At 49.4% G+C, this 18499-nt stretch carries 20 protein-coding genes and 1 pseudogene; 8 read left to right on the top strand and 13 right to left on the bottom strand.

What is annotated here, in order from left to right; translation table 11 throughout:
* The first annotated feature begins 4 nt into the window (after nucleotides 1–4).
* A complete protein-coding gene (uhpC, locus tag AC1V0D_RS12300; protein ID WP_482907500.1) occupies nucleotides 5–1333 on the top strand; it encodes an MFS transporter family glucose-6-phosphate receptor UhpC in 1329 nt (442 codons plus the stop codon).
* Between the two features lie 151 nt (nucleotides 1334–1484).
* Nucleotides 1485–2876, top strand: coding sequence for a hexose-6-phosphate:phosphate antiporter (gene uhpT / locus AC1V0D_RS12295; RefSeq protein WP_482907499.1), 1392 nt, complete (start codon nucleotides 1485–1487; stop codon nucleotides 2874–2876).
* A gap of 145 nt (nucleotides 2877–3021) precedes the next feature.
* Here the strand turns inward: uhpT and AC1V0D_RS12290 are convergent, their stop codons facing one another.
* From AC1V0D_RS12290 to AC1V0D_RS12280, 3 genes are read right to left on the bottom strand one after another with little or no spacing between them, the layout of a single operon-like run.
* On the bottom strand, nucleotides 3022–3507 hold the full coding sequence (locus tag AC1V0D_RS12290) for an Hcp family type VI secretion system effector (protein WP_307567903.1): 486 nt from the start codon (nucleotides 3505–3507) through the stop codon (nucleotides 3022–3024).
* Between the two features lies 1 nt (nucleotide 3508).
* Complete coding sequence (locus AC1V0D_RS12285; protein WP_482907498.1) at nucleotides 3509–4030, bottom strand: hypothetical protein; 522 nt, start codon at nucleotides 4028–4030, stop codon at nucleotides 3509–3511.
* Entirely contained in the window at nucleotides 4011–4526 is a 516-nt protein-coding gene (locus AC1V0D_RS12280; protein ID WP_307567908.1) for a DUF2778 domain-containing protein, read from the bottom strand. The genes AC1V0D_RS12285 and AC1V0D_RS12280 overlap by 20 nt, the downstream gene beginning before the upstream one ends.
* Before the next feature lie 452 nt (nucleotides 4527–4978).
* Here AC1V0D_RS12280 and AC1V0D_RS12275 point away from each other — a divergent pair, with 452 nt between their 5' ends.
* The 4 genes from AC1V0D_RS12275 to AC1V0D_RS12260 all read left to right on the top strand — a co-directional run bounded on the left by AC1V0D_RS12275 (nucleotide 4979) and on the right by AC1V0D_RS12260 (nucleotide 9386).
* Nucleotides 4979–6493, top strand: coding sequence for a BglG family transcription antiterminator (locus AC1V0D_RS12275; protein ID WP_482907497.1), 1515 nt, complete (start codon nucleotides 4979–4981; stop codon nucleotides 6491–6493).
* 15 nt (nucleotides 6494–6508) lie between these two features.
* Nucleotides 6509–6982: a PTS sugar transporter subunit IIA gene (locus AC1V0D_RS12270; protein ID WP_482907496.1), complete on the top strand. Its 474-nt coding sequence runs from the start codon at nucleotides 6509–6511 to the stop codon at nucleotides 6980–6982.
* A gap of 113 nt (nucleotides 6983–7095) precedes the next feature.
* Entirely contained in the window at nucleotides 7096–8520 is a 1425-nt protein-coding gene (locus tag AC1V0D_RS12265) for a PTS fructose transporter subunit IIC (protein WP_482907495.1), read from the top strand.
* A gap of 5 nt (nucleotides 8521–8525) precedes the next feature.
* Nucleotides 8526–9386, top strand: a complete 861-nt coding sequence (locus AC1V0D_RS12260; RefSeq protein WP_009092306.1) for a ketose-bisphosphate aldolase — start codon at nucleotides 8526–8528, stop codon at nucleotides 9384–9386.
* Between the two features lie 34 nt (nucleotides 9387–9420).
* Here the strand turns inward: AC1V0D_RS12260 and AC1V0D_RS12255 are convergent, their stop codons facing one another.
* The 7 genes and pseudogenes from AC1V0D_RS12255 to AC1V0D_RS12225 form a co-directional block, all read right to left on the bottom strand.
* Nucleotides 9421–10239 (bottom strand): CDP-diacylglycerol diphosphatase, encoded by an 819-nt coding sequence (locus AC1V0D_RS12255; RefSeq protein ID WP_482907494.1) that lies wholly within the window; start codon nucleotides 10237–10239, stop codon nucleotides 9421–9423.
* Between the two features lie 72 nt (nucleotides 10240–10311).
* Entirely contained in the window at nucleotides 10312–10605 is a 294-nt protein-coding gene (locus tag AC1V0D_RS12250) for a contact-dependent growth inhibition system immunity protein (protein WP_482907562.1), read from the bottom strand.
* 25 nt (nucleotides 10606–10630) lie between these two features.
* Nucleotides 10631–11056 carry a hypothetical protein gene (locus tag AC1V0D_RS12245; RefSeq protein WP_482907493.1) on the bottom strand — a complete coding sequence of 142 codons (426 nt, stop codon included), beginning with the start codon at nucleotides 11054–11056 and terminating at the stop codon, nucleotides 10631–10633.
* Nucleotides 11053–11754, bottom strand: a pseudogene (locus AC1V0D_RS12240) (hypothetical protein). Before AC1V0D_RS12240 ends, AC1V0D_RS12245 begins: the two are co-directional and overlap by 4 nt.
* A 155-nt stretch (nucleotides 11755–11909) precedes the next feature.
* A complete protein-coding gene (locus AC1V0D_RS12235) occupies nucleotides 11910–12266 on the bottom strand; it encodes a putative T6SS immunity periplasmic lipoprotein (RefSeq protein ID WP_482907492.1) in 357 nt (118 codons plus the stop codon).
* A 72-nt stretch (nucleotides 12267–12338) separates the two neighbouring features.
* Nucleotides 12339–12599, bottom strand: a complete 261-nt coding sequence (locus AC1V0D_RS12230) for a hypothetical protein (protein WP_482907491.1) — start codon at nucleotides 12597–12599, stop codon at nucleotides 12339–12341.
* An 842-nt stretch (nucleotides 12600–13441) separates the two neighbouring features.
* Nucleotides 13442–13762: a hypothetical protein gene (locus AC1V0D_RS12225; RefSeq protein WP_482907490.1), complete on the bottom strand. Its 321-nt coding sequence runs from the start codon at nucleotides 13760–13762 to the stop codon at nucleotides 13442–13444.
* 227 nt (nucleotides 13763–13989) lie between these two features.
* On the opposite strand from AC1V0D_RS12225, the gene AC1V0D_RS12220 reads away from it, so the two are divergent.
* Together AC1V0D_RS12220 and AC1V0D_RS12215 are read left to right on the top strand one after the other, a co-directional pair.
* Entirely contained in the window at nucleotides 13990–15090 is a 1101-nt protein-coding gene (locus AC1V0D_RS12220) for a nuclease (protein WP_482907561.1), read from the top strand.
* A gap of 958 nt (nucleotides 15091–16048) precedes the next feature.
* Entirely contained in the window at nucleotides 16049–16582 is a 534-nt protein-coding gene (locus AC1V0D_RS12215; RefSeq protein WP_482907489.1) for a hypothetical protein, read from the top strand.
* Between the two features lie 132 nt (nucleotides 16583–16714).
* On the opposite strand, the gene AC1V0D_RS12210 is transcribed toward AC1V0D_RS12215, so the two are convergent.
* The 3 genes from AC1V0D_RS12210 to AC1V0D_RS12200 form a co-directional block, all read right to left on the bottom strand.
* Nucleotides 16715–17272, bottom strand: coding sequence for a hypothetical protein (locus tag AC1V0D_RS12210; protein ID WP_482907488.1), 558 nt, complete (start codon nucleotides 17270–17272; stop codon nucleotides 16715–16717).
* Between the two features lie 200 nt (nucleotides 17273–17472).
* A complete protein-coding gene (locus AC1V0D_RS12205; protein WP_482907487.1) occupies nucleotides 17473–17862 on the bottom strand; it encodes a hypothetical protein in 390 nt (129 codons plus the stop codon).
* A 147-nt stretch (nucleotides 17863–18009) separates the two neighbouring features.
* Nucleotides 18010–18435 (bottom strand): hypothetical protein, encoded by a 426-nt coding sequence (locus AC1V0D_RS12200; protein WP_482907486.1) that lies wholly within the window; start codon nucleotides 18433–18435, stop codon nucleotides 18010–18012.
* Nucleotides 18436–18499 lie beyond the last annotated feature (64 nt).

The following is an 18499-nucleotide window of genomic DNA, read 5'->3' as shown; positions in this document are numbered from 1 at the left end:
TGCCATGTTTACCTTTCTGAAAACGCCTCCTGACGCGGCGCCGCTGCAGGATAAACGTGAGATTGACAGCCGCTATCGCTACTGGCGCCGCCACATCATGGCGACCATCTGGATCGGCTATGCGCTGTTCTACTTTACCCGCAAGAGCTTCAACGCGGCAGCGCCGGAAGTGATCGCCAGCGGTGTCATGCTGCGAACCGATATCGGCCTGCTGGCGACGCTGTTTTACATCACCTACGGCCTGTCGAAGTTTTTCTCCGGCATCGTCAGCGACCGCTCTGATGCGCGCTACTTCATGGGGCTGGGCCTGATCGCCACGGGCGTGGTCAATATCCTGTTTGGCTTCTCCACCTCGCTGTGGGCCTTTGCGCTGCTCTGGACCCTCAACGCCTTTTTCCAGGGCTGGGGAGCGCCGGTCTGCGCCCGCCTGCTGACCAGCTGGTATTCACGTAACGAACGGGGCGGCTGGTGGGCACTCTGGAACACCGCTCACAACGTGGGCGGCGCACTCATCCCGATCATTATCGGCGCGGTGGCGCTGCAGTATGGCTGGCGAACCGGGATGATGATTGCGGGCTGTCTGGCGATCCTTGCCGGGCTGTTTCTCTGCTGGCGTCTGCGCGACCGGCCTCAGACCGTGGGCCTGCCTGCCGTGGGCGACTGGCGACAGGATGAGATGGAGATGACGCAGCAGCAGGAAGGTGCGGGCCTGAGCCGCCAGGCGATCCTGACGCGCTACGTGCTGCTCAACCCCTACATCTGGCTGCTGTCACTCTGCTACGTGCTGGTCTATGTCGTCCGTGCCGCGCTTAATGACTGGGGCAACCTCTACATTTCGGAGACGCTGGGCGTTGACCTGGTGACGGCGAACTCCGCCATTACGCTGTTCGAACTGGGCGGCGTGATGGGCGCACTGGTGGCCGGCTGGGGATCGGACAGGCTGTTTAACGGCAATCGCGGCCCGATGAACCTGATTTTCGCCGCCGGCATTCTGCTTTCCGTGGGTTCACTCTGGCTGATGCCCTTTACCAGCTATGTGATGCAGGCAGCCTGCTTCTTCACGACCGGATTCTTTGTCTTCGGCCCGCAGATGCTGATCGGCATGGCGGCGGCGGAGTGTTCACACAAAGACGCGGCGGGTGCGGCAACCGGCTTTGTCGGCCTGTTTGCCTACCTTGGCGCGTCGCTCTCCGGCTGGCCGCTGGCGTGGGTGATCGACATCTGGCACTGGAGCGGCTTCTTTGCGGTGATTGCCACGGCTGCGGGGATCTCTGCCCTGCTGCTGCTGCCGTTTCTGAATGCGCAGGCGCCGCGCCCCCAGCCTGAAGCGTGATACGCCTCTCTTTTTTGCCCTGAGCCGGGCAAAACTAAGACATTTTCCTGGTTTCGCCTGGACGATGTCTCAGGCCGGTCTGGTCAGCGGTTTTTACAATGCCAGCCATTCGCTGCCGATGGCAGTTTTCCAACCAGGAGAATCCCCTTCCATGCTGGCCTTCCTCAAACAGGTGCGCAGACCCACGCTGGATCTGCCAATCGAACTGCGGCGCAAGATGTGGTTCAAGCCCTTTATACAGTCCTATTTGGTGGTCTTTATCGGCTACCTGACCATGTATCTGATCCGCAAAAACTTCAATATCGCGCAGAACGATATGATCACCACCTACGGGCTGAGCATGACCCAACTGGGGATGATTGGTCTGGGCTTTTCCATCACCTATGGCGTCGGGAAAACCCTGGTCTCCTATTATGCGGACGGTAAAAACACCAAGCAGTTTCTGCCGTTTATGCTGATCCTTTCGGCCATCTGTATGCTGGGGTTCAGCGCCAGCATGGGCAGCGGTTCGATCAGCCTGTTTCTGATGATCGCGTTTTACGCCCTGAGCGGCTTCTTCCAGAGCACCGGCGGCTCCTGTAGCTACTCCACCATCACCAAATGGACACCACGCCGTAAGCGAGGCTCCTACCTTGGCATGTGGAACATCTCTCACAACCTCGGCGGAGCCGGTGCCGCGGGCGTCGCGCTGTTTGGTGCCAATGTGCTGTTCGACGGTCACGTGGTCGGAATGTTTATCTTCCCGTCGATCATCGCGCTGATTGTCGGCTTTATCGGCCTGCGCTACGGCAGCGACTCGCCGGAGTCCTATGGTCTGGGCAAAGCCGAAGAGCTGTTCGGCGAGGAGCTGAGCGAAGAGGATAAAGAGGCCGAAGATGAGTCGATGACCAAATGGCAGATCTTTGTTGAATACGTACTGAAGAATAAGGTGATCTGGCTGCTCTGCTTCGCCAACATCTTCCTCTATGTGGTGCGCATCGGTATCGATCAGTGGTCAACGGTTTATGCTTTTCAGGAGCTGAAGCTCTCAAAAGAGATCGCGATTCAGGGCTTTACCCTGTTTGAAGCGGGTGCGCTGGTGGGGACGCTGCTGTGGGGCTGGTTATCCGATCTGGCCAATGGCCGTCGTGCGCTGGTGGCCTGCGTCGCGTTAGCGCTGATTATCGCCACGCTGGGGATCTATCAGCATGCCAGCAACCAGTATGTCTATCTGGCTTCGCTGTTTGCGCTGGGCTTTCTGGTGTTTGGCCCGCAGTTACTGATCGGCGTGGCCGCCGTGGGCTTCGTCCCGAAAAAAGCGATTAGCGCCGCCGACGGTATTAAAGGCACCTTCGCCTACCTGATTGGCGATAGCTTTGCCAAGCTGGGCCTGGGCATGATCGCAGACGGCACCCCGATCTTCGGCCTGACCGGCTGGGCAGGTACCTTTGCCGCACTCGATACCGCCGCTATCGCCTGTATCTGTCTGATGGCGATGGTCGCAGTAATGGAGGAGCGCAAGATTCGCCGCGAGAAGCGACTGCAGCGGCTGAAGATGGCGTAAAGATGTTATCGGGCCCGGCGGATGCCGGGCTTTTTTTGTGCTCAACCCGTCACAGGACTCTGTTTGGCTTTTGCTGACTCAATTCGCCGTTACGCTTAATGCCTGCAAACAGGCTGGATGATGCAGCAGGTTTCAGATCGTTGATTCAGGCCCGGACATTCCAGTCATCCGTGTACTGCACGTTGCCATCAACATAACGCCATGTGATCCTGTCATACATTAGAGAAACGCTTTCCATATGATTAATCTGTGAGTTCCCTGTCATCTTAACGTTAGGCATGCCGGGATTGATGCCTGTTATCTTTACGCCTTCGACAGTCATCACAAAATAGCACTCCTCCTGGCCAGCGTAGTTAATGCGATACCAGCGAATCTCTGCACTTTTCAGCGTCTGTCCCGTGGCAACGGCTTTGTATAAGTATGGACTGGCGCTATCAAATTCCTTCTCAATCATCATGGGAGAGTGTGATCGTTTGCCGGTAATCTTACCATTGGCGCTATCTACAGGAATATTCAACCCGTGACTAAAGCCAACAATCTCAATTGAACCTTCGCGATCCTGAACATCTACAGAACCCTTAATAGCTGCCCCACCATCATCCTTAAGCCACATATAAGCTGGAATAGGCATTTTATAACCTCCTTTGAAATCTTATTTTCTTCCTGACAAAGTAATAACAGATAATTGTTAATAGAAGATTTGACACCAGAAACGCCGCGAGATTTAAAAATGAAAAAGTCAGTTCATCCGGAAAAAAAGATGAATAAGGCAGAAGTCGGAAAAGCAGCCAAAAGATAAATGTGAATAAAAAGATTTCCCCCAACCGACGCAACGTTGAGAAAGCCCACTCTTTAGCAAGATAATCTGGCCTTATCCTTCGCGTAACGCCGTTGAAGAAAGTGGTGAGCACACTCATAACAGGCACGCTAATCAGAGTATTAACTAAAATGCTGATGTAGTCCCTTAATGATTCCCAGACATCCGGGTCAGGCTCACCCAGAATAAAAGAGGTCAATACCTGAGCGTTATGAAAATTAAATGATGCTGTTAAAGCGTTCACTACCCCCTCATAGGGAACCGCTTTAGCGACAAGCAGCATAATTACAGTAAACAACGCTATCCTGATAAAAATATTAAAGGCACGCTTTGCCATTAGCAATTACCTCAATCGTCCCATAAGCCATTAACTGCTTCATGCAAGGAACCTCTATCTTTTGCGTTCTCAATAGTGCGTTACGTAACAGGCCATAATCGGAGTCATGTGGCAGTGTAATACAGCCTTCTGATAGCATGCCGGGATGCAAGCGGAAGTTACCGCGTTTTACACTTTCTATCCAGGTATAATCATCGATTGCCCAGTCATCCCGCCATATCGCAAACCACTCAGAATGTCTGTACGTTGCGCCGTTGGCAAAGTGATTATATATATCTCTGATACCTGCATTAAGTTGTGATTTAAGTCCTCCCTCAGGGCGATCAACAATCCAGTATTTACCTGCTGGCACGGGGCCTTCTTTGGGGATCATGCCACATGCACCACGGTTACGGTAAGCACCATTACCTGAAAATGCTAAAAACGTTCCCACGCCCGGGAAAGATAACGGTGAATAATAGGCATCATTAAGTATGAACTTTCCATGCAGAGCCATAAATAATTTCCTCATGATTTGTCTCTACCCTATTCTTTATCAACCAGGCGGAAGAATGATTTTTTCTGTAGTTTTCTGATTTCAATGCCTGACACAACTGAGAGGCATGCCCCACCTCTGAGGTTGCCTGAAGCATCAACGTGCGGCTTCAGGCAATTGATGAGAGCAGATAAAAACGCTCCCGTATTCAGAGGCTGATGCTTTCGCTGGTGTGCCACCTGCCGCATAGCTGTCCGCCATCCGGCAAATCTGCCCGTCGCCATCACAATGACCATCACACCCAATCAGCCTTCTCTCTGACCGTTCATCTCGTCCCTGTTATTCCAGAACCCGCTGTCAGGTGGTCAGCCAGACCCTCGGGTTGTGGCCATGTTTTAATATTTACAGGGTCTGGTGCCTTTGCTTAGATGATAACTCCCAAAGGCGAATAACTGATTAAGCGGAACCTGAAGATGATGAAGGCGCTGACAGAACGGCAACTGACCATTATGCGACAGCTTATTTCTCATAACAGTTATGTGAGCCTGCGCGCTATTTCAGAAAAAACGGCCATCACGCCAAGAACGTTACGCCGCGACATTGCCGATATTAATGAAAAACTCGCAGGCCAGGGGATCACACTGAGCGGTAAAAGTGGGAGAGGCATCACAATTAAATTTGCTGACGCCACATCCGAAATAGCGGCCCGACGAATTTTTTCTGCAGAGGTGGATGATTTCAGCAGTAACGTCAGAATGCTGAAAATAGCCTCCGATCTGTTGATGCTGTCACCCCGAAGTTCGTCAATCAGTGAGCTGGCCGATAAATATTTTATCAGCCGTGCATCAATAGTGAATGATTTAAAAACATTAGATGCCTGGTTACATCAGTTTAATTTAACGTTATTAAAAAGTCGTACCGGCACCAGCATTAAAGGCAGTGACCAGAATATTCGCCTGGCGATGAAAGCGCTGGTCTTAAAATCGATCTACAACCATCAGGACATGATGGAGAGCCGCCTGGATGAAAGCACGCTGCAGGAGCTTTCAGAGAAGTTTGGTCAGCAGGCTGTCCATTTCACCCTGCAGCTCATCAATTTTATTGAACAGCAGCTGCACTATACGATAAGCGATCCTTACTACATTAATCTGTTCACCCACGTTCTGGTGCTGATTCACCGCAGCCACTCGCCGATGCACAGCCCGGATGCCCGCGCCGTGGTCATGAACCGGGTCAGCGATCCGCACGCCTGGCAGGTTTCACTGGCGGTCATAGAGCGCATTGAGACGGCTTACAACACGCTACTGGTCGCCGAGGAGGCGCACTCCATCTACCAGTATCTGGTGTCGTCCGGTAAAGCGGGCGGCGATGCCGATCTGCACGATGACGCGCTGATTTCAGAACGGGAAACCCGCTTTGCGGCGGCGCTGATCGACCGGGTGGCGCAGCGAATCAACATCGCCATCACCACCGATCCGAAGCTGCAGGCTTCGCTGACTTCACACATCAAGCCGATGCTGAACCGCCTCAGATATCACATCCGGATTAAAAATCCGCTGCTGCACGATATCCAGACCGAACTGGGCACCGTGTTCGCCGCTGTCAAAGCGGTGATCCGGGAGCTGACGCAGGAGTATCAGCTGGATGAAATCAGTGACGATGAGGTGGCCTATCTGACCGTGCATATTCAGGCGGCCATCGAAAACAGCATTAAGGTAAAGCGGGTGCTGCTGGTCTGCTCCAGCGGCCTGGGTACCTCGCAGCTGCTTTACGGACGGATCCTGCGCGCCTTTCCTGACTGGCAGATTATCGACATTGTGCCCGGTAAAAATATCGCGGACTCCCTGAAGCGACAGGCGTGCGACGTGGTGATCTCGACTATCCGGCTGGAACCGCTGGAAAAGCCGGTGGTGTATGTCTCCGCCCTCTTTTCGGCGAAAGATATCGCCAGGGTTACCGAATGTCTGGTATCGAACTCAATTAATTAATGATGGAGAAATAAAATGACGACAGCCGTGGCGATTAATGAAGTGCTTAAAGAAGAGTGCATTATTCTCGATGTCGATTGCCAGACCAAAGAGCAGATTGTTTCTCAGCTGACCGACCTGCTCTGCCAGACCGGGGCGGTCACGGATAAAGCCGCTTTTCTGAAAGATGTTTATCTGCGCGAGGAGTTAGGCTCAACCGGATTTGAAAATCATATTGCCATTCCGCACGGTAAATCGGCTGCCGTCGTTAAAACCCGGATTGCCGTCGGACGCTTACGCCAGGATATTCCCTGGGAGACCATCGACGGCACCCGGGTGCGGCTGGTAATCCTCTTTGCGGTTAAAGAGTCCGATAAAGATGTCGGCCATATAAAAATGCTCGCCAGAATATCCATTGCCCTTGGCGATGAAGAGGTGGTTGAACAATTACTGAATACAGAACATCGCGAAGAGATGTTTCATTTACTCCTGTCCCGCTCGGGAGCCTGAATAACAGGGAGATCGTGACAAAATAAAAGAGTAAGGAGGTTTTCATACAGTCGCCATCCATCAGTCGTTAAAAAGATAAAAATAAAATCGTTTCCTTTTACCGGAGAACGTTTATGAACATTATTGCCATTACCGCCTGTCCTACAGGTGTTGCCCACACCTACCTTGCCGAAAGTAATTTAAAAAAAGCGGCGAAAAAACTGGGGCTGAATGTATTAGTGGAAACCCAGGGTGCCATAGAAAGCGAATATATTCTCAGCGACGATGATATTCATCAGGCTGACGTGGTGTTGATTGCCGCAGATAAAAAAGTTGAGATGGCACGCTTTCAGCATAAAAACGTGATTGAAGTGCCCGTCACTCGTGCGGCGAAAGATGCGGAAGGTCTGTTAAGCGCCATCGTGAATGGCGAGCTGGCACCGAAGCTGGTCGAATCTGCGTCACTGACCGGCGCTACTGAACCGGCTTCTGCGGTCAGAGAGGCGTCGGCTTCCCGCTCCTGGGCGTCGCAGATTTATGTCCACCTCATCACCGGTGTGAACCTGATGATCCCGTTTGTGGTGGCGGGCGGCATTCTGATCGCGCTGAGTTTTTCCTTCGGGATTACGGCGGCCACACCAGGGGACGCACATTTCAGCCCGATAGCGAAGATGCTCTCTGACATCGGCGGCGGCTCCGCCTTTGCCCTGATGCTGCCGATTCTTGCGCTGGGCATCAGCCAGTCGATCAGCGGTAAAGCGGGCATCGTGGCGGGGGCCGTGGGCGGGATGATGGCGATCCACACCGGCTCCGGCTTTCTCGGTGCGCTGATTGCCGGCTTCCTGGCGGGCTATATCACGCTGCTCATCAACAACCATATCCACCTGCCCAAAGCGGTCGCCGGGCTGAAGCCCATTTTAATCGTGCCGCTGCTGAGCGTGCTGCTGACCGGCGCACTGATGGTGCTGCTGATTGGTGAGCCGATCAAGATGCTGCTCGGCTGGCTGACCGCCTTCCTCAGTTCGCTGGGTAACACCAATGCGGCCATTCTGGGCCTGCTGTTCGGCATGATGGTGGCTTTTGATATGGGCGGCCCGCTGAACAAAACCGTCTGTATGTTTGCGATTGGCCTGATGTCGAGCGGCATTTATGGCCCGATTGCCGCCTGTATGGCGGCGGGCATGGTGCCGCCGCTGGGCATCGCACTGGCGACCACCCTCTTCCGCCGCAAGTTTACTGAGCAGGAGCGGGAAACCGGCAAGGTGACCTACATCCTCGGCCTCTCCTTCATTACCGAAGGCGCCATCCCGTACGCGGTCGCCGATCCGCTGCGCGTTATCCCGGCGATTGTCGCGGGCTCCGGCTTAGCGGGCGCGCTGTCGATGATGCTGGGCTGCGCGTCCCGTGCTCCGCATGGCGGCATCTTCGTCATCTTCATTCCTAACGTGATCAGCAACGTCATGGGTTATCTGTTTGCGATTGCCGCAGGCAGTCTGCTGACGGCGCTGATCCTGTTGTTCCTGAAAAAAGATATCTCCCTTCCTGCAAAACAAGGATAAAACCTATGCTTTACAACATGAAAGACCTGCTCAGCGTGGCCCGGCAGCATCAGTTTGGCGTGGGCGCGTTTAACATCGCCAGCGCTGAGTTTGGACGCGTCGCGGTTGAGACGGCCGAGCGACTGGATTCACCGCTGATTCTGGAGATCCACCCTGATGAGATGGCGTTTACCGGCCCGGAGTTCATCGGCTATCTGCGGACGCTGGCGATTCAGGCACGGGTGCCGGTGGTGATCCATCTGGACCATGGCCGCACGCTCGAAGAGGTGATGAAAGCGATCTACGCCGGTTTTACCTCGGTGATGATGGATGCCTCCTCGCACCCTTTTGAGCAGAACATTGCGCTGACGAAGAAGATTGTGGAGATCGCCCACGCGGTGAATGTCTCCGTGGAAGCGGAGCTGGGCACCATCGGGGTGGCAGAAGGCAGCGGCGAAGGCGGCAGTAATGAGATTCTCTATACCGATCCGCAGCAGGCTGAGACCTTTGTGCGTGAGACCGGCACCGACACGCTGGCAGTCGCTATCGGCACCTCTCACGGCCTCTACCCCAAAGGGAAGCAGCCGAAGCTGGATATCGAGCGTCTGCAGCAGATCCGGAAGGTGGTGGATATTCCGCTGGTGCTGCATGGCGGTTCGGGTAATAAAGACAGCGAGGTGGCGGAGTCGATTCGTTATGGCGTCGGTAAAATCAACATCTCCAGCGATATGAAGAAGGCGTTTTTCGTGGCGCTGGAGCAGGAGCTGAAACAGGGCGGACACGAACCCAATGCGCTGTTTGTAAAACCGATGCAGGCGGCGGGTGAAGTCGTCGCGGCGAAGATGGCGCTGTTCAGTTCGGTGGGGAAAGCGGCGCTGTACCGGTAAGGGTTTTGTGGTGGATGGCTGGGATGAGGTTTAGTTACTCTGCGGCTGAAACGTCAGCGGGCGGCGCTGAAAGAATAGCGCAGCGTTTATCCAGTAGCGACTCAACGGACGCCCGATTGCCTTTATCCCAGCCGCGCCGGGTAGTTAGCAGGATAAACCCTTTTTCTCCCGAGAACGTCGTCGGGATGAGCGCCACGCCCGACTCCGCCAGCTGCGGCGAGGAGAGATGGAAATGGCGTGCCACGGAGGAGACAGGATAGATCCCCATCGCCGTCGGCTGCATGACGCGACGGGCATAGTAGGTGTGATTCAGCAAACGATCGGGTAAGGGTCGCCAGTCATCATGAATAAAGGGGCGCTCGGCCTGAAGCTGACGATAGACATCTTCCCGCAGGCAGGTCAGATGAATATGCAGTTGATTCTGGCTGCGGCCATAAGCGGAATTGAGCGCCATGCCGAGCCGATCTTCAGGCACCGCAGCACCATAGGCCGCCATCAGACGATAACGCATTAACCAGGCGTAGCCGAAATAATCGGGACGTCCGGGGCGTGATAGCGCAATGCTCTCGATGCCGGACATCGCCACCGTGGGCACCAGAATAAAGTGCAGCCTGTAACGGGGATTCTGGATGATGCTGTAGCCCTGAGTGTTGTCCTGCGGCAGATAGATTTGCTGGCAGGGTGCCGGATCGCGTCGGTAGTGATAGTTATTCATGCAGAGGTCACGCGTGACCGTCCACAGCGCGTCAGAGCGGGCGCATCCTGTGAGCAGCAGCGCGATGACCAGCGACAGAGGCCGGCATCGCCACAACAATTTTTCGTTCAGTGGATTGCGTCCGGTCAGGAGACTCAATGCAGGTACAACCTCATCAGCAGGGGTTCATATTGGGGAGTGTTTATCTGAATGGCGAATCAGCATTCAGCATCAAGAAAGAGATGTACTAACCTTTTGCTTCAAAAGCTTCAGGAATTCTGCAGGCGTCGTTTCCCATAAGTCTGTAGAAAATTCCTCGCCATAGCGGCTTTTGAAGTCCTCCTCCAGATTGTCACACTCCCTCATAAACTGCTCAATATCGCCAATCAACCCATGTCGGGAATAAGCGGTGGAATCTGCAATCCATGCGTTGATTTGAGCATCAACACTCTCACCACTACCGAACAGGTCATAATCCTGTCCAAAACAGATGGCGATGAGGCTGTCCAGTCCGGATATATTCATGTTTTTCAACTTTGTATCCCGGGGCTCAGTGAGTGAGAACTTTGGTCAACTCGATCTCGCGGGTAACAGGGTTAACGTACAGATAAAACAGTTGCCCATCCAGTTGATCAGGCTTTGCCCATATCTCCTTCTCACCCAGACTGCGCTTTTGCTTCACGTATCCCAGCTTTTCAAGATAAGCGTGGAGCGATGCAGTATCTCTAGCGCCCTTAAATATGATGCTATTTGAAGGAGAATAGCCGTCTCCAGGGTGAGACTCGAAGTAGAACTCGTTAGTTATACGCGGTGCTTTTTCGATATCGGGGTCTGTCAGCATATGGTAGTTAAAAAAATCATTTTCTTTATAAACAGTCGCCTCATCAGAGCCCGATGCAACCAACCAGGCAAACAAGCCGCCACAAACAAGCACGGTAGCAACCATAACCGCGGACCACTTAAACAGGTTTTTCATTGCTTCGTCCCTATGAATGAGAGTGATGTCCCATCACTGGTAACGACCCTAACAACTCCAGATGTGAAGTCGTTCCAAGGCCTGAGCCAGGTCATAAAATGCGGAAGATTTACCTGATACGGCTGGTGTCGCACACATTGATCATCTGGGTCAGGAAAAAGAATCGGACGGAATCCGTGATTTTTATGGGAGCCGATAGCTCCGTAGTGATCCCAGCGGCGAACAGCTGAATCATAGCTGACTGGCTTGAGACGATAGCCATACCGACCCGGTATGATAGCCCGATAAAATCCGAACAGATCGGACACCAAATCTTCACCACTAAAACCGCTGTCTGTATACTAAGAAAATGACCTCAGACTTTGCAGACCTTCAAATCTGGATGCGGTGTTCATCATCATCGCCAGCATGATTCTGTTTATCTCATCGGTGCTCCGGCCTCGCTTAATTTCCCAGTGAGAGAATTTGCCAACACCAAATCGCGATTTGAACTTAAACACTCCCATATCCTGCCGATACATGACTGAATATGATGGCTTGCTGCTGCGCTCGCCCTCAACGAACTGACGCCTCAGTGCAGCAACGTCATTGCCACGAGCATGGCCCATGTCAATCCAGCCCAACACTTCGGTGTAGACAATGCCTCTATCGAGTACGTCAAATGATGCCCCATCCTTAATTTCTCTTCTGGTGCTCATACTTACATCTCCTTATGTAATTCGCCCGAGAATGGTATAGCTGATTTTTCAGGCAGTCCAGACAGGAAGCAGTTTTCATTAGCCTGCTTCCAATCGATTACCATCGCGCCTGTGCTGCATGGCGGTCTGGACAACAAAGCGGGCACTCTGCCTCCTTATTCTTTGTGATAACGAAAATCAGCAGTGACTAAATGCGACATTGATTTATCAGATTGAACATCATAGGAGAAATAGTAACGTTCTCCAGTTATGAACTTAAATCTGAACACAGGAAGGCACTCACCTTTTGGAACATAAACAGGTTTGTCATCAAAAACCTTGTGAAGGAAGTTGCTTTTTTCGCTATTGATTTGAATGGCAGTGATCCTTTCTTGTGGCTCCAGTGGCGACACCACACAAACTTGCTTGTCTTTGATAAATGCCGTTGTCGATTCGCGCTCCACCATTCGGTCGCCAGGTCCAGGGCATCCCGTTAAGAGAAATACGATACCTAGCATCATCTTGTCTTTCACGATTAACGACCTTTCCCTGTTACGATATTGTGATAAAGCGAGAGGACACAAACTACTTTACTCGTTACAAATTTATTTATTATTGATTTCCTTCTCAATCTCTCTGATTATAATCTGATAACCGATGAGCGTTACCACTGTACAGATGACTATTAACACCACCCCCACAAAACCCTCAATATCACGTTGATTGAATAGCTTTGCTGACGCTGTCCAAAACTGCTGCTCTCCCTCTGTCGAGGGATCTGACGGCCTTGCAATAAGAAAAGTAATGACAAACAAGGACACTGCGATAAGGATTCTAAACCCCGCCGGGACATGTTTTGCTTCCATTTAAAACCACCTCAATTGTTCCATAAGACATTAGCCCGTTAGGTAATTTTACTTGTGGTGTATAAAGTAAAACCTGCCGAATCGCGATGAAATCAGTTTTGTGTTGCACAATGATGCAGCCTAAAGAGACACCCGTAGAGCGTTTAACGATGTGATATAACCCTTAGGTATCGGCACATTGTATGGGACTGCAATATATCCTGCACGATTGCGATATTCTCTGTTACCAGAGTACGCTATAAACGTGCCTATCCCATAGATGAGTAAAGGAGAGTAATCTGCATCATTAACAGTGAAATTTCCTTTTAATGCCATTTCCGGCTGTTTTCCTATTAGGGGATTTATTCAAGAACATGATATATCATAATGCCTCGCCATGAAAAGAAATTGATCTACCTTCGATATTCTACACTATCATAACTTAGTAACATCCTTATTAAACACTGTCTTCCTGATTCGCTAAATTGCTATAATCGCCAATGGGAATCTATAAATTAGCGCTGCATGTAAGTGAAACCCTTTATAATCCTTCTGACAGATCACCTGCGTAAATTGCAAATAGTCACAGCGAAGATAGTGTACTCAAGACAGAGTTTCTTTTCAGAAACCCCGTTTTGAGATTCGATATAGCAGGGAATATTGACTCATAAAAACCTTTATTTAAATATTCTCATATAGCTTATCAGGCATAGCTGACTTTACGCTGCGTAAAACAATCTGGAACAGGTAAAAATCCTGAAGGGAGCAGTACATTCAAAGAGTTAACATTGATATGCTCCCGGCATTATATATTCGGAACACAATACATCTCGAATATACTTTTCATTTTTAATACTGATAAATTATTTTTGAATGATGATCATCCAATAAGTTTTGGTTAAATCCTCCGGGTTAGGCGGCATTTTACCAGATTTCATAGAGGACAAAGCTGACATATCTGACTGTTCCAGAACATGAGTGACTTTCCACCCTGCTTTGGACAAAACAGGCACGGTGCCGGAGATATCACCACCACAGGTAAACTGGGTATTATCAGACAATGTTGCTGCACTATTGGATTGAGGCAGTGAGGCCGAACGACATACGTGTGCCTCATCAGCTAAAACAGCAGAGGAAAACAGGCCTAAGGCAAGCAGGGAGGCTGTAAATTTTAACGCTGGCATATGTAGCTCCATATGAAAACATAATCAATATTATCTTTGAAAAGAGTTCAATACAAACAAAGACAGTAGCTTTATCTTGCTGTTAAAACCGATCAAATAACAGAAGAAAATTATTAGCAAAATCAGGAGATTTAGTGTTAATTGTGGCTTTCTACAACCCGACCTGAGCACTCAGCTCCATCTGGCGGACGCGCTAAAAGATGCAGCATTAAACTAAGGATCAGATGATGCCGGTTCATCATGCTATCTGGCGGGTGGGCGATAACCCACAGCCGTTAACCATTAGTAAACTCGCCAGTGAGCAACTGCTGGAGAATATGATCTTAAACGATCCCACCATCCTCTCCGATCAGTGGATGATCATTGGCCATCAGGAAAATACGCTTGATAAAGGGCGTATCGATCTGCTGGCAATAGCACCCGATGCCTCACTGGTCCTGATTGAGCTTAAACGCGACCGCACACCGCGGGAGGTGGTCGCGCAGGCGCTGGATTACGCTTCCTGGGTGGATGATCTGACCGCCGAGCGTTTGTCGCAGATTTATGAAAAATTCTCAGGCGGAGGTAAGCTCGGCGACGCATTCAGGCAGCGCTTTAATACTGAGCTGGAAGAAGAGTCTCTGAATCAGTCGCATCAGATCATTATTGTCGCGGCGGAGCTGGACCCATCAACCGAACGAATAGTTGACTACCTTAGTAAGAATGGGATCTCCATAAACGTCCTCTTCTTCAAAGTATTTCAGCACGGCGGCGATCAGTTCCTGAGCCGTGCCTGGCTTATCGATCCGAGTGAAACACAAACCAACGCCGCACAGGCCACGGCTTCAGGTGCCAGTGCAAAGGAACCCTGGAACGGTGAGTTTTACGTCTCGTTTGGCGACCCGCATAGTCGCAATTGGGACGAGGCTCGCCGTTACGGTTTTATCAGCGCGGGTGGCGGAAGCTGGTGTAGTCAGACTTTAAAACAACTTCAGCCCGGTAATCGTGTATGGGTAAAAATTCCTGCAACGGGTTATGTCGGTGTAGGTATTGTGCAGAGTGGCGTTGAGCCTGCCAGCAGCTTCACTGTAAACACCGAAGAGGGTGAAAAGCTGGCTATGGATGTGCTGAAGTTCAGAGAGCTTTATCGTAAGAATGCTGATGACCCCGATAAGTCCGAGTATTTTGTTCCTGTGAAATGGCTGGAGACCAGAAGCGAGCAGGACGCCATCAATGAGGTTGTTTTTTTCGGCAATCAAAATACCGTCTGCAAACCTACAACGCCAAAATGGCGCCATACCATTGAAAAATTAAAGCTCTCTTTCAAAAGCTGGAATGCTGAATGGTAGTCTATTTATTACGTATCCTAATGATATAAAATTTTTTCGAAAAAATGAAGGGCTTATTATTATTCTGGATATTGATCAAATCATTATATCATCAGTACCAGACTTATTTTCTGCATCATAAGAGACTCAACTTAGGCTTAGTTTGGTGAGCGCCTTTTTTTGCAAAACCCCAGATAAAAAAGCCGTCGTTAAGTGACTTGAACTTGCATGTTTGGTGCGAGGGCCGGACTCGAATTTCACACCTAATAGACTGATATCAATGTAGTTTATAATCAGGAATAAATAGTTATACCCGCACTTGTACCCACAAGTTAAAATTCGCATAAAAAATAGACAACATTACTGGGTATAAAGCCATATCAGTAGAACACCAATATGGCTATCAAAGCAAGATTCAGACAGGCAGGAACGTTTTCTTCAGAGGCACCAATTCCCATCCACTCAAAACAAGGTCAGATACGGCCGCGAAATGAACGTTAATCCTTGCTTTGCTATGCCAGTTCCCATGGCAAATCTCTGCGTCTATTTACTGGTTTCAGAGTACCCTCGTTTCTCAACTGTTGAGCGGCCCAACGAATGTCATATTGCCACGTATACAACATATCACCCGATTCTCTGAGCTCAGCCTCGTAGCTGTCCCATACGTATTTTGAAACTTCGCGTGGCCAGGCACTACCACCCCGTTCCTGAAGACACTCGATGATCCATTTTTTCATGCTTTCCCTGGTTACAACCATTTCTCCTAACCTTCGCTCGTTGTTCGATACATCGCAATACTAGCATTGACAGTTTCTGGTACAAGGTGGGCAGAATCTAAGCGCTTTTAGTCTGCTATGAGCGAGCAGGGGACTCTGATACCATATGATCAAATCGATGCTAAGTAATCGTGCTTGCTAATATCTGTGAGTGTGCAAAAAAACACCGACATACCTTTTGCAAATTAAATTGGAAGAGGAAAATGGCAAAGTTATATGTTGTCGACAGATACAATCGCTACCAAGAAAATCAAATTATATCGCTGAAGAAATTCTATGATATCACACCTATCGAACTGAGTAATTTAGTGACGGAGTTGTTCCCTGATGGCGTGTCAGATCAAGGTAACTATTATTTTCTTTCGAATGTACCTTATATAGACCAAACAATTAATATAGATTGGTCATTTGAATTTTATCGGCTGGCAAAATATCCAACCAAACCATCGCGATGGCAAAGCTTATACGCTTGGCAATCTCTGAATGAAGCGATAGCGTTCAGAAGCTCTAATGGAAGTCCTGAGAATCCCATTTATGAACTTGATGTAGATTTAAGTAGATGCCATATTGCGGATATGCGCCTATTAGATAACTCCTCCTCCGCACTTGTTCATACTTACCGTGTAAAGTTGTATTGGCAGGGACAAACAATGCCAGCTCATATAGTTCCCGACTGGCCTACTAATTGGGAGGTTCTGGTTCCCTTGCCGACCACAATAGGAAAGCGAATTTATTAATATTATCAATAAAAAAGTCCTGTATCTAACTCAGGACTGCTATTGCAGCCCCGGTAATCTTAGACTTTACACTACTCAGAGATTTTTAATTCTTAATCACTGTGAGTTATGAGGAAAATTCCCTCAAAAGTTTTAAAATTTTCTGTGTGAATTATCTAACGAGTCGTAAAAATAAGAGATATTGTATATGGATCTATACTTTAACTTGACCGAAAACTTATTGTGTTTTGCGTTTAACTCTTTGAAAAAATTCTCATAAGTGCTTTTGCACTGAGGAAGCGAAGATACGCCTGTGCCGAGTGCCAGAAGAGTATTCATCTCATCCAGTGTTATCGAATCGCCCTTCCTTGGATTTCCATAAGCAAAGCAGTCTTTATTGAAGCCAAAATAACTAACGACCTGCACTAATGCAGAAGAATTATCACCTTCAACTTTCCTCCCATCGAGATAATATTCAACACTTTCAATATAGCCTTTTCCCATGCCAGCATTGTAAATATAATACCCATACTGATTTTTACCCGGTTCAACCGTTGGTACAAGAGTAATGTAAGGCTGAACTGAAATTTCGTAATTGTTTTTTTGTAACCAACCCATATACACCGAAAGGCCTAGTGCACAAAGGGCAATAAAGACCCCACATACCGAGACAATTATGCTGGCAATTGCAAGTCGATTGCTACTTTCCATTCTTTCTCCTTTTTGTTAAGTACCGTTATCTTGCTACCCTAAAATTAACATGTCGCAATGTAAGTAACGACCGCTCTTGGCACTAAGCGAACAAGTCAGTTGAGTTGAAGGTCGGCAATGAGCGAGGAGCGGAAGTTGGCAACTCCAACAACGACATAACTAACATTGATGTGTCTTAATCAACGGAGAGAAGGTCATAGTCACTTTAGCTGCTTCAATGGATAAGAGTTAGTAGTACTGGAACCGTCACCGTAGAGCTCGGTAATAATAATTTTTTTACCATCAATAGCAAATTTGACCGTACTGTCTGCAGGATCATCCCGCCAACGACCGGTGCTGTCAGGATTATCAGATGCCCACATAACTTGATCACCTATAAGTTTGCACTTGATTGCCCAACGGGTACCATCGTTCTGTCGGATGTAATGTACGTAGGCAGTACCTGCTTCGACTTTATCCAGCTGCATGATCTTATGGTCACGACCAAACATAGCAGCAGAAGCAGCCTTGCAAACCTGACCTACCGTGGCTTCAGAAGCCTGTACCGGCGCAGTAAACACCAGTGGAACAAAAAGTAAGAGTTTCTTCATTCGGATCAATCCATTTTATTTATTTTCAGGGATAACGCTAAATGTATATTTCGGCAACCTAAAGCATTTTCTTGACGATAATTTAGCGTTGCGATGGCAGGACTGATTAACTTAGTCCCTAGCGTAATCTCAAACTCTGCCTACCTGTCAGCTTTGCTCCTGCTTTGCATCATCAGCGTGGTAAGCAAACAAAACATCGGGCATGAGGCCAGTTTCCTCTATGGTTGTCAGCACGGACTGAGTAGATACTTCAGCAATAACGTTCATCGCCTCATCACGGATTTCAAAATACGCAGGATCATCTCGTGGCATATATGGCTCAAGAAGGTGGGCAATCGCTTTACCGTTAACCGAGAGGCTGAATGTGCCAGCGGCACGATCCACATTCCAGATATAAATGAGAGGACCTAGCCCAATATCCTCGCAATCAGCTTCGTTACGGATCCCCGGAAGATAGACGGGCATAGAGAGCTTTTCATCACTCAGCGTCAGCGCGATAAACTGTTTTGCCGTGATTGAGGAACCTCGCCCGGGCTCAGTTTCAAACCTTTTCTTTCTAAAGAATCCGAACATGCCTTTTCCTTGTTAGTGGTGAATAAGAAAGATAATTAGCTATCCTAAAGTGTTAAACAATCAG

The sequence above is a fragment of the Pantoea sp. PA1 genome (assembly GCF_056856975.1).
This window is presented reverse-complemented; position numbering and strand designations above follow the sequence as displayed.

Excerpts from the sequence above, each read along its gene's own strand:
- AC1V0D_RS12245 (WP_482907493.1), bottom strand. The coding sequence starts at position 11,056 with ATGAAAAACCTGTTTAAGTGGTCCGCGGTTATGGTTGCTACCGTGCTT.
- AC1V0D_RS12285 (WP_482907498.1), bottom strand. The coding sequence starts at position 4,030 with ATGGCAAAGCGTGCCTTTAATATTTTTATCAGGATAGCGTTGTTTACT.
- AC1V0D_RS12275 (WP_482907497.1), top strand. The coding sequence starts at position 4,979 with ATGATGAAGGCGCTGACAGAACGGCAACTGACCATTATGCGACAGCTT.
- AC1V0D_RS12265 (WP_482907495.1), top strand. The coding sequence starts at position 7,096 with ATGAACATTATTGCCATTACCGCCTGTCCTACAGGTGTTGCCCACACC.
- AC1V0D_RS12225 (WP_482907490.1), bottom strand. The coding sequence starts at position 13,762 with ATGCCAGCGTTAAAATTTACAGCCTCCCTGCTTGCCTTAGGCCTGTTT.
- AC1V0D_RS12220 (WP_482907561.1), top strand. The coding sequence starts at position 13,990 with ATGCCGGTTCATCATGCTATCTGGCGGGTGGGCGATAACCCACAGCCG.
- uhpC (WP_482907500.1), top strand. The coding sequence starts at position 5 with ATGTTTACCTTTCTGAAAACGCCTCCTGACGCGGCGCCGCTGCAGGAT.
- AC1V0D_RS12290 (WP_307567903.1), bottom strand. The coding sequence starts at position 3,507 with ATGCCTATTCCAGCTTATATGTGGCTTAAGGATGATGGTGGGGCAGCT.
- AC1V0D_RS12200 (WP_482907486.1), bottom strand. The coding sequence starts at position 18,435 with ATGTTCGGATTCTTTAGAAAGAAAAGGTTTGAAACTGAGCCCGGGCGA.
- AC1V0D_RS12280 (WP_307567908.1), bottom strand. The coding sequence starts at position 4,526 with ATGGCTCTGCATGGAAAGTTCATACTTAATGATGCCTATTATTCACCG.
- AC1V0D_RS12260 (WP_009092306.1), top strand. The coding sequence starts at position 8,526 with ATGCTTTACAACATGAAAGACCTGCTCAGCGTGGCCCGGCAGCATCAG.
- AC1V0D_RS12230 (WP_482907491.1), bottom strand. The coding sequence starts at position 12,599 with ATGGAAGCAAAACATGTCCCGGCGGGGTTTAGAATCCTTATCGCAGTG.
- AC1V0D_RS12205 (WP_482907487.1), bottom strand. The coding sequence starts at position 17,862 with ATGAAGAAACTCTTACTTTTTGTTCCACTGGTGTTTACTGCGCCGGTA.
- AC1V0D_RS12250 (WP_482907562.1), bottom strand. The coding sequence starts at position 10,605 with ATGAATATATCCGGACTGGACAGCCTCATCGCCATCTGTTTTGGACAG.
- AC1V0D_RS12215 (WP_482907489.1), top strand. The coding sequence starts at position 16,049 with ATGGCAAAGTTATATGTTGTCGACAGATACAATCGCTACCAAGAAAAT.
- uhpT (WP_482907499.1), top strand. The coding sequence starts at position 1,485 with ATGCTGGCCTTCCTCAAACAGGTGCGCAGACCCACGCTGGATCTGCCA.
- AC1V0D_RS12210 (WP_482907488.1), bottom strand. The coding sequence starts at position 17,272 with ATGGAAAGTAGCAATCGACTTGCAATTGCCAGCATAATTGTCTCGGTA.
- AC1V0D_RS12270 (WP_482907496.1), top strand. The coding sequence starts at position 6,509 with ATGACGACAGCCGTGGCGATTAATGAAGTGCTTAAAGAAGAGTGCATT.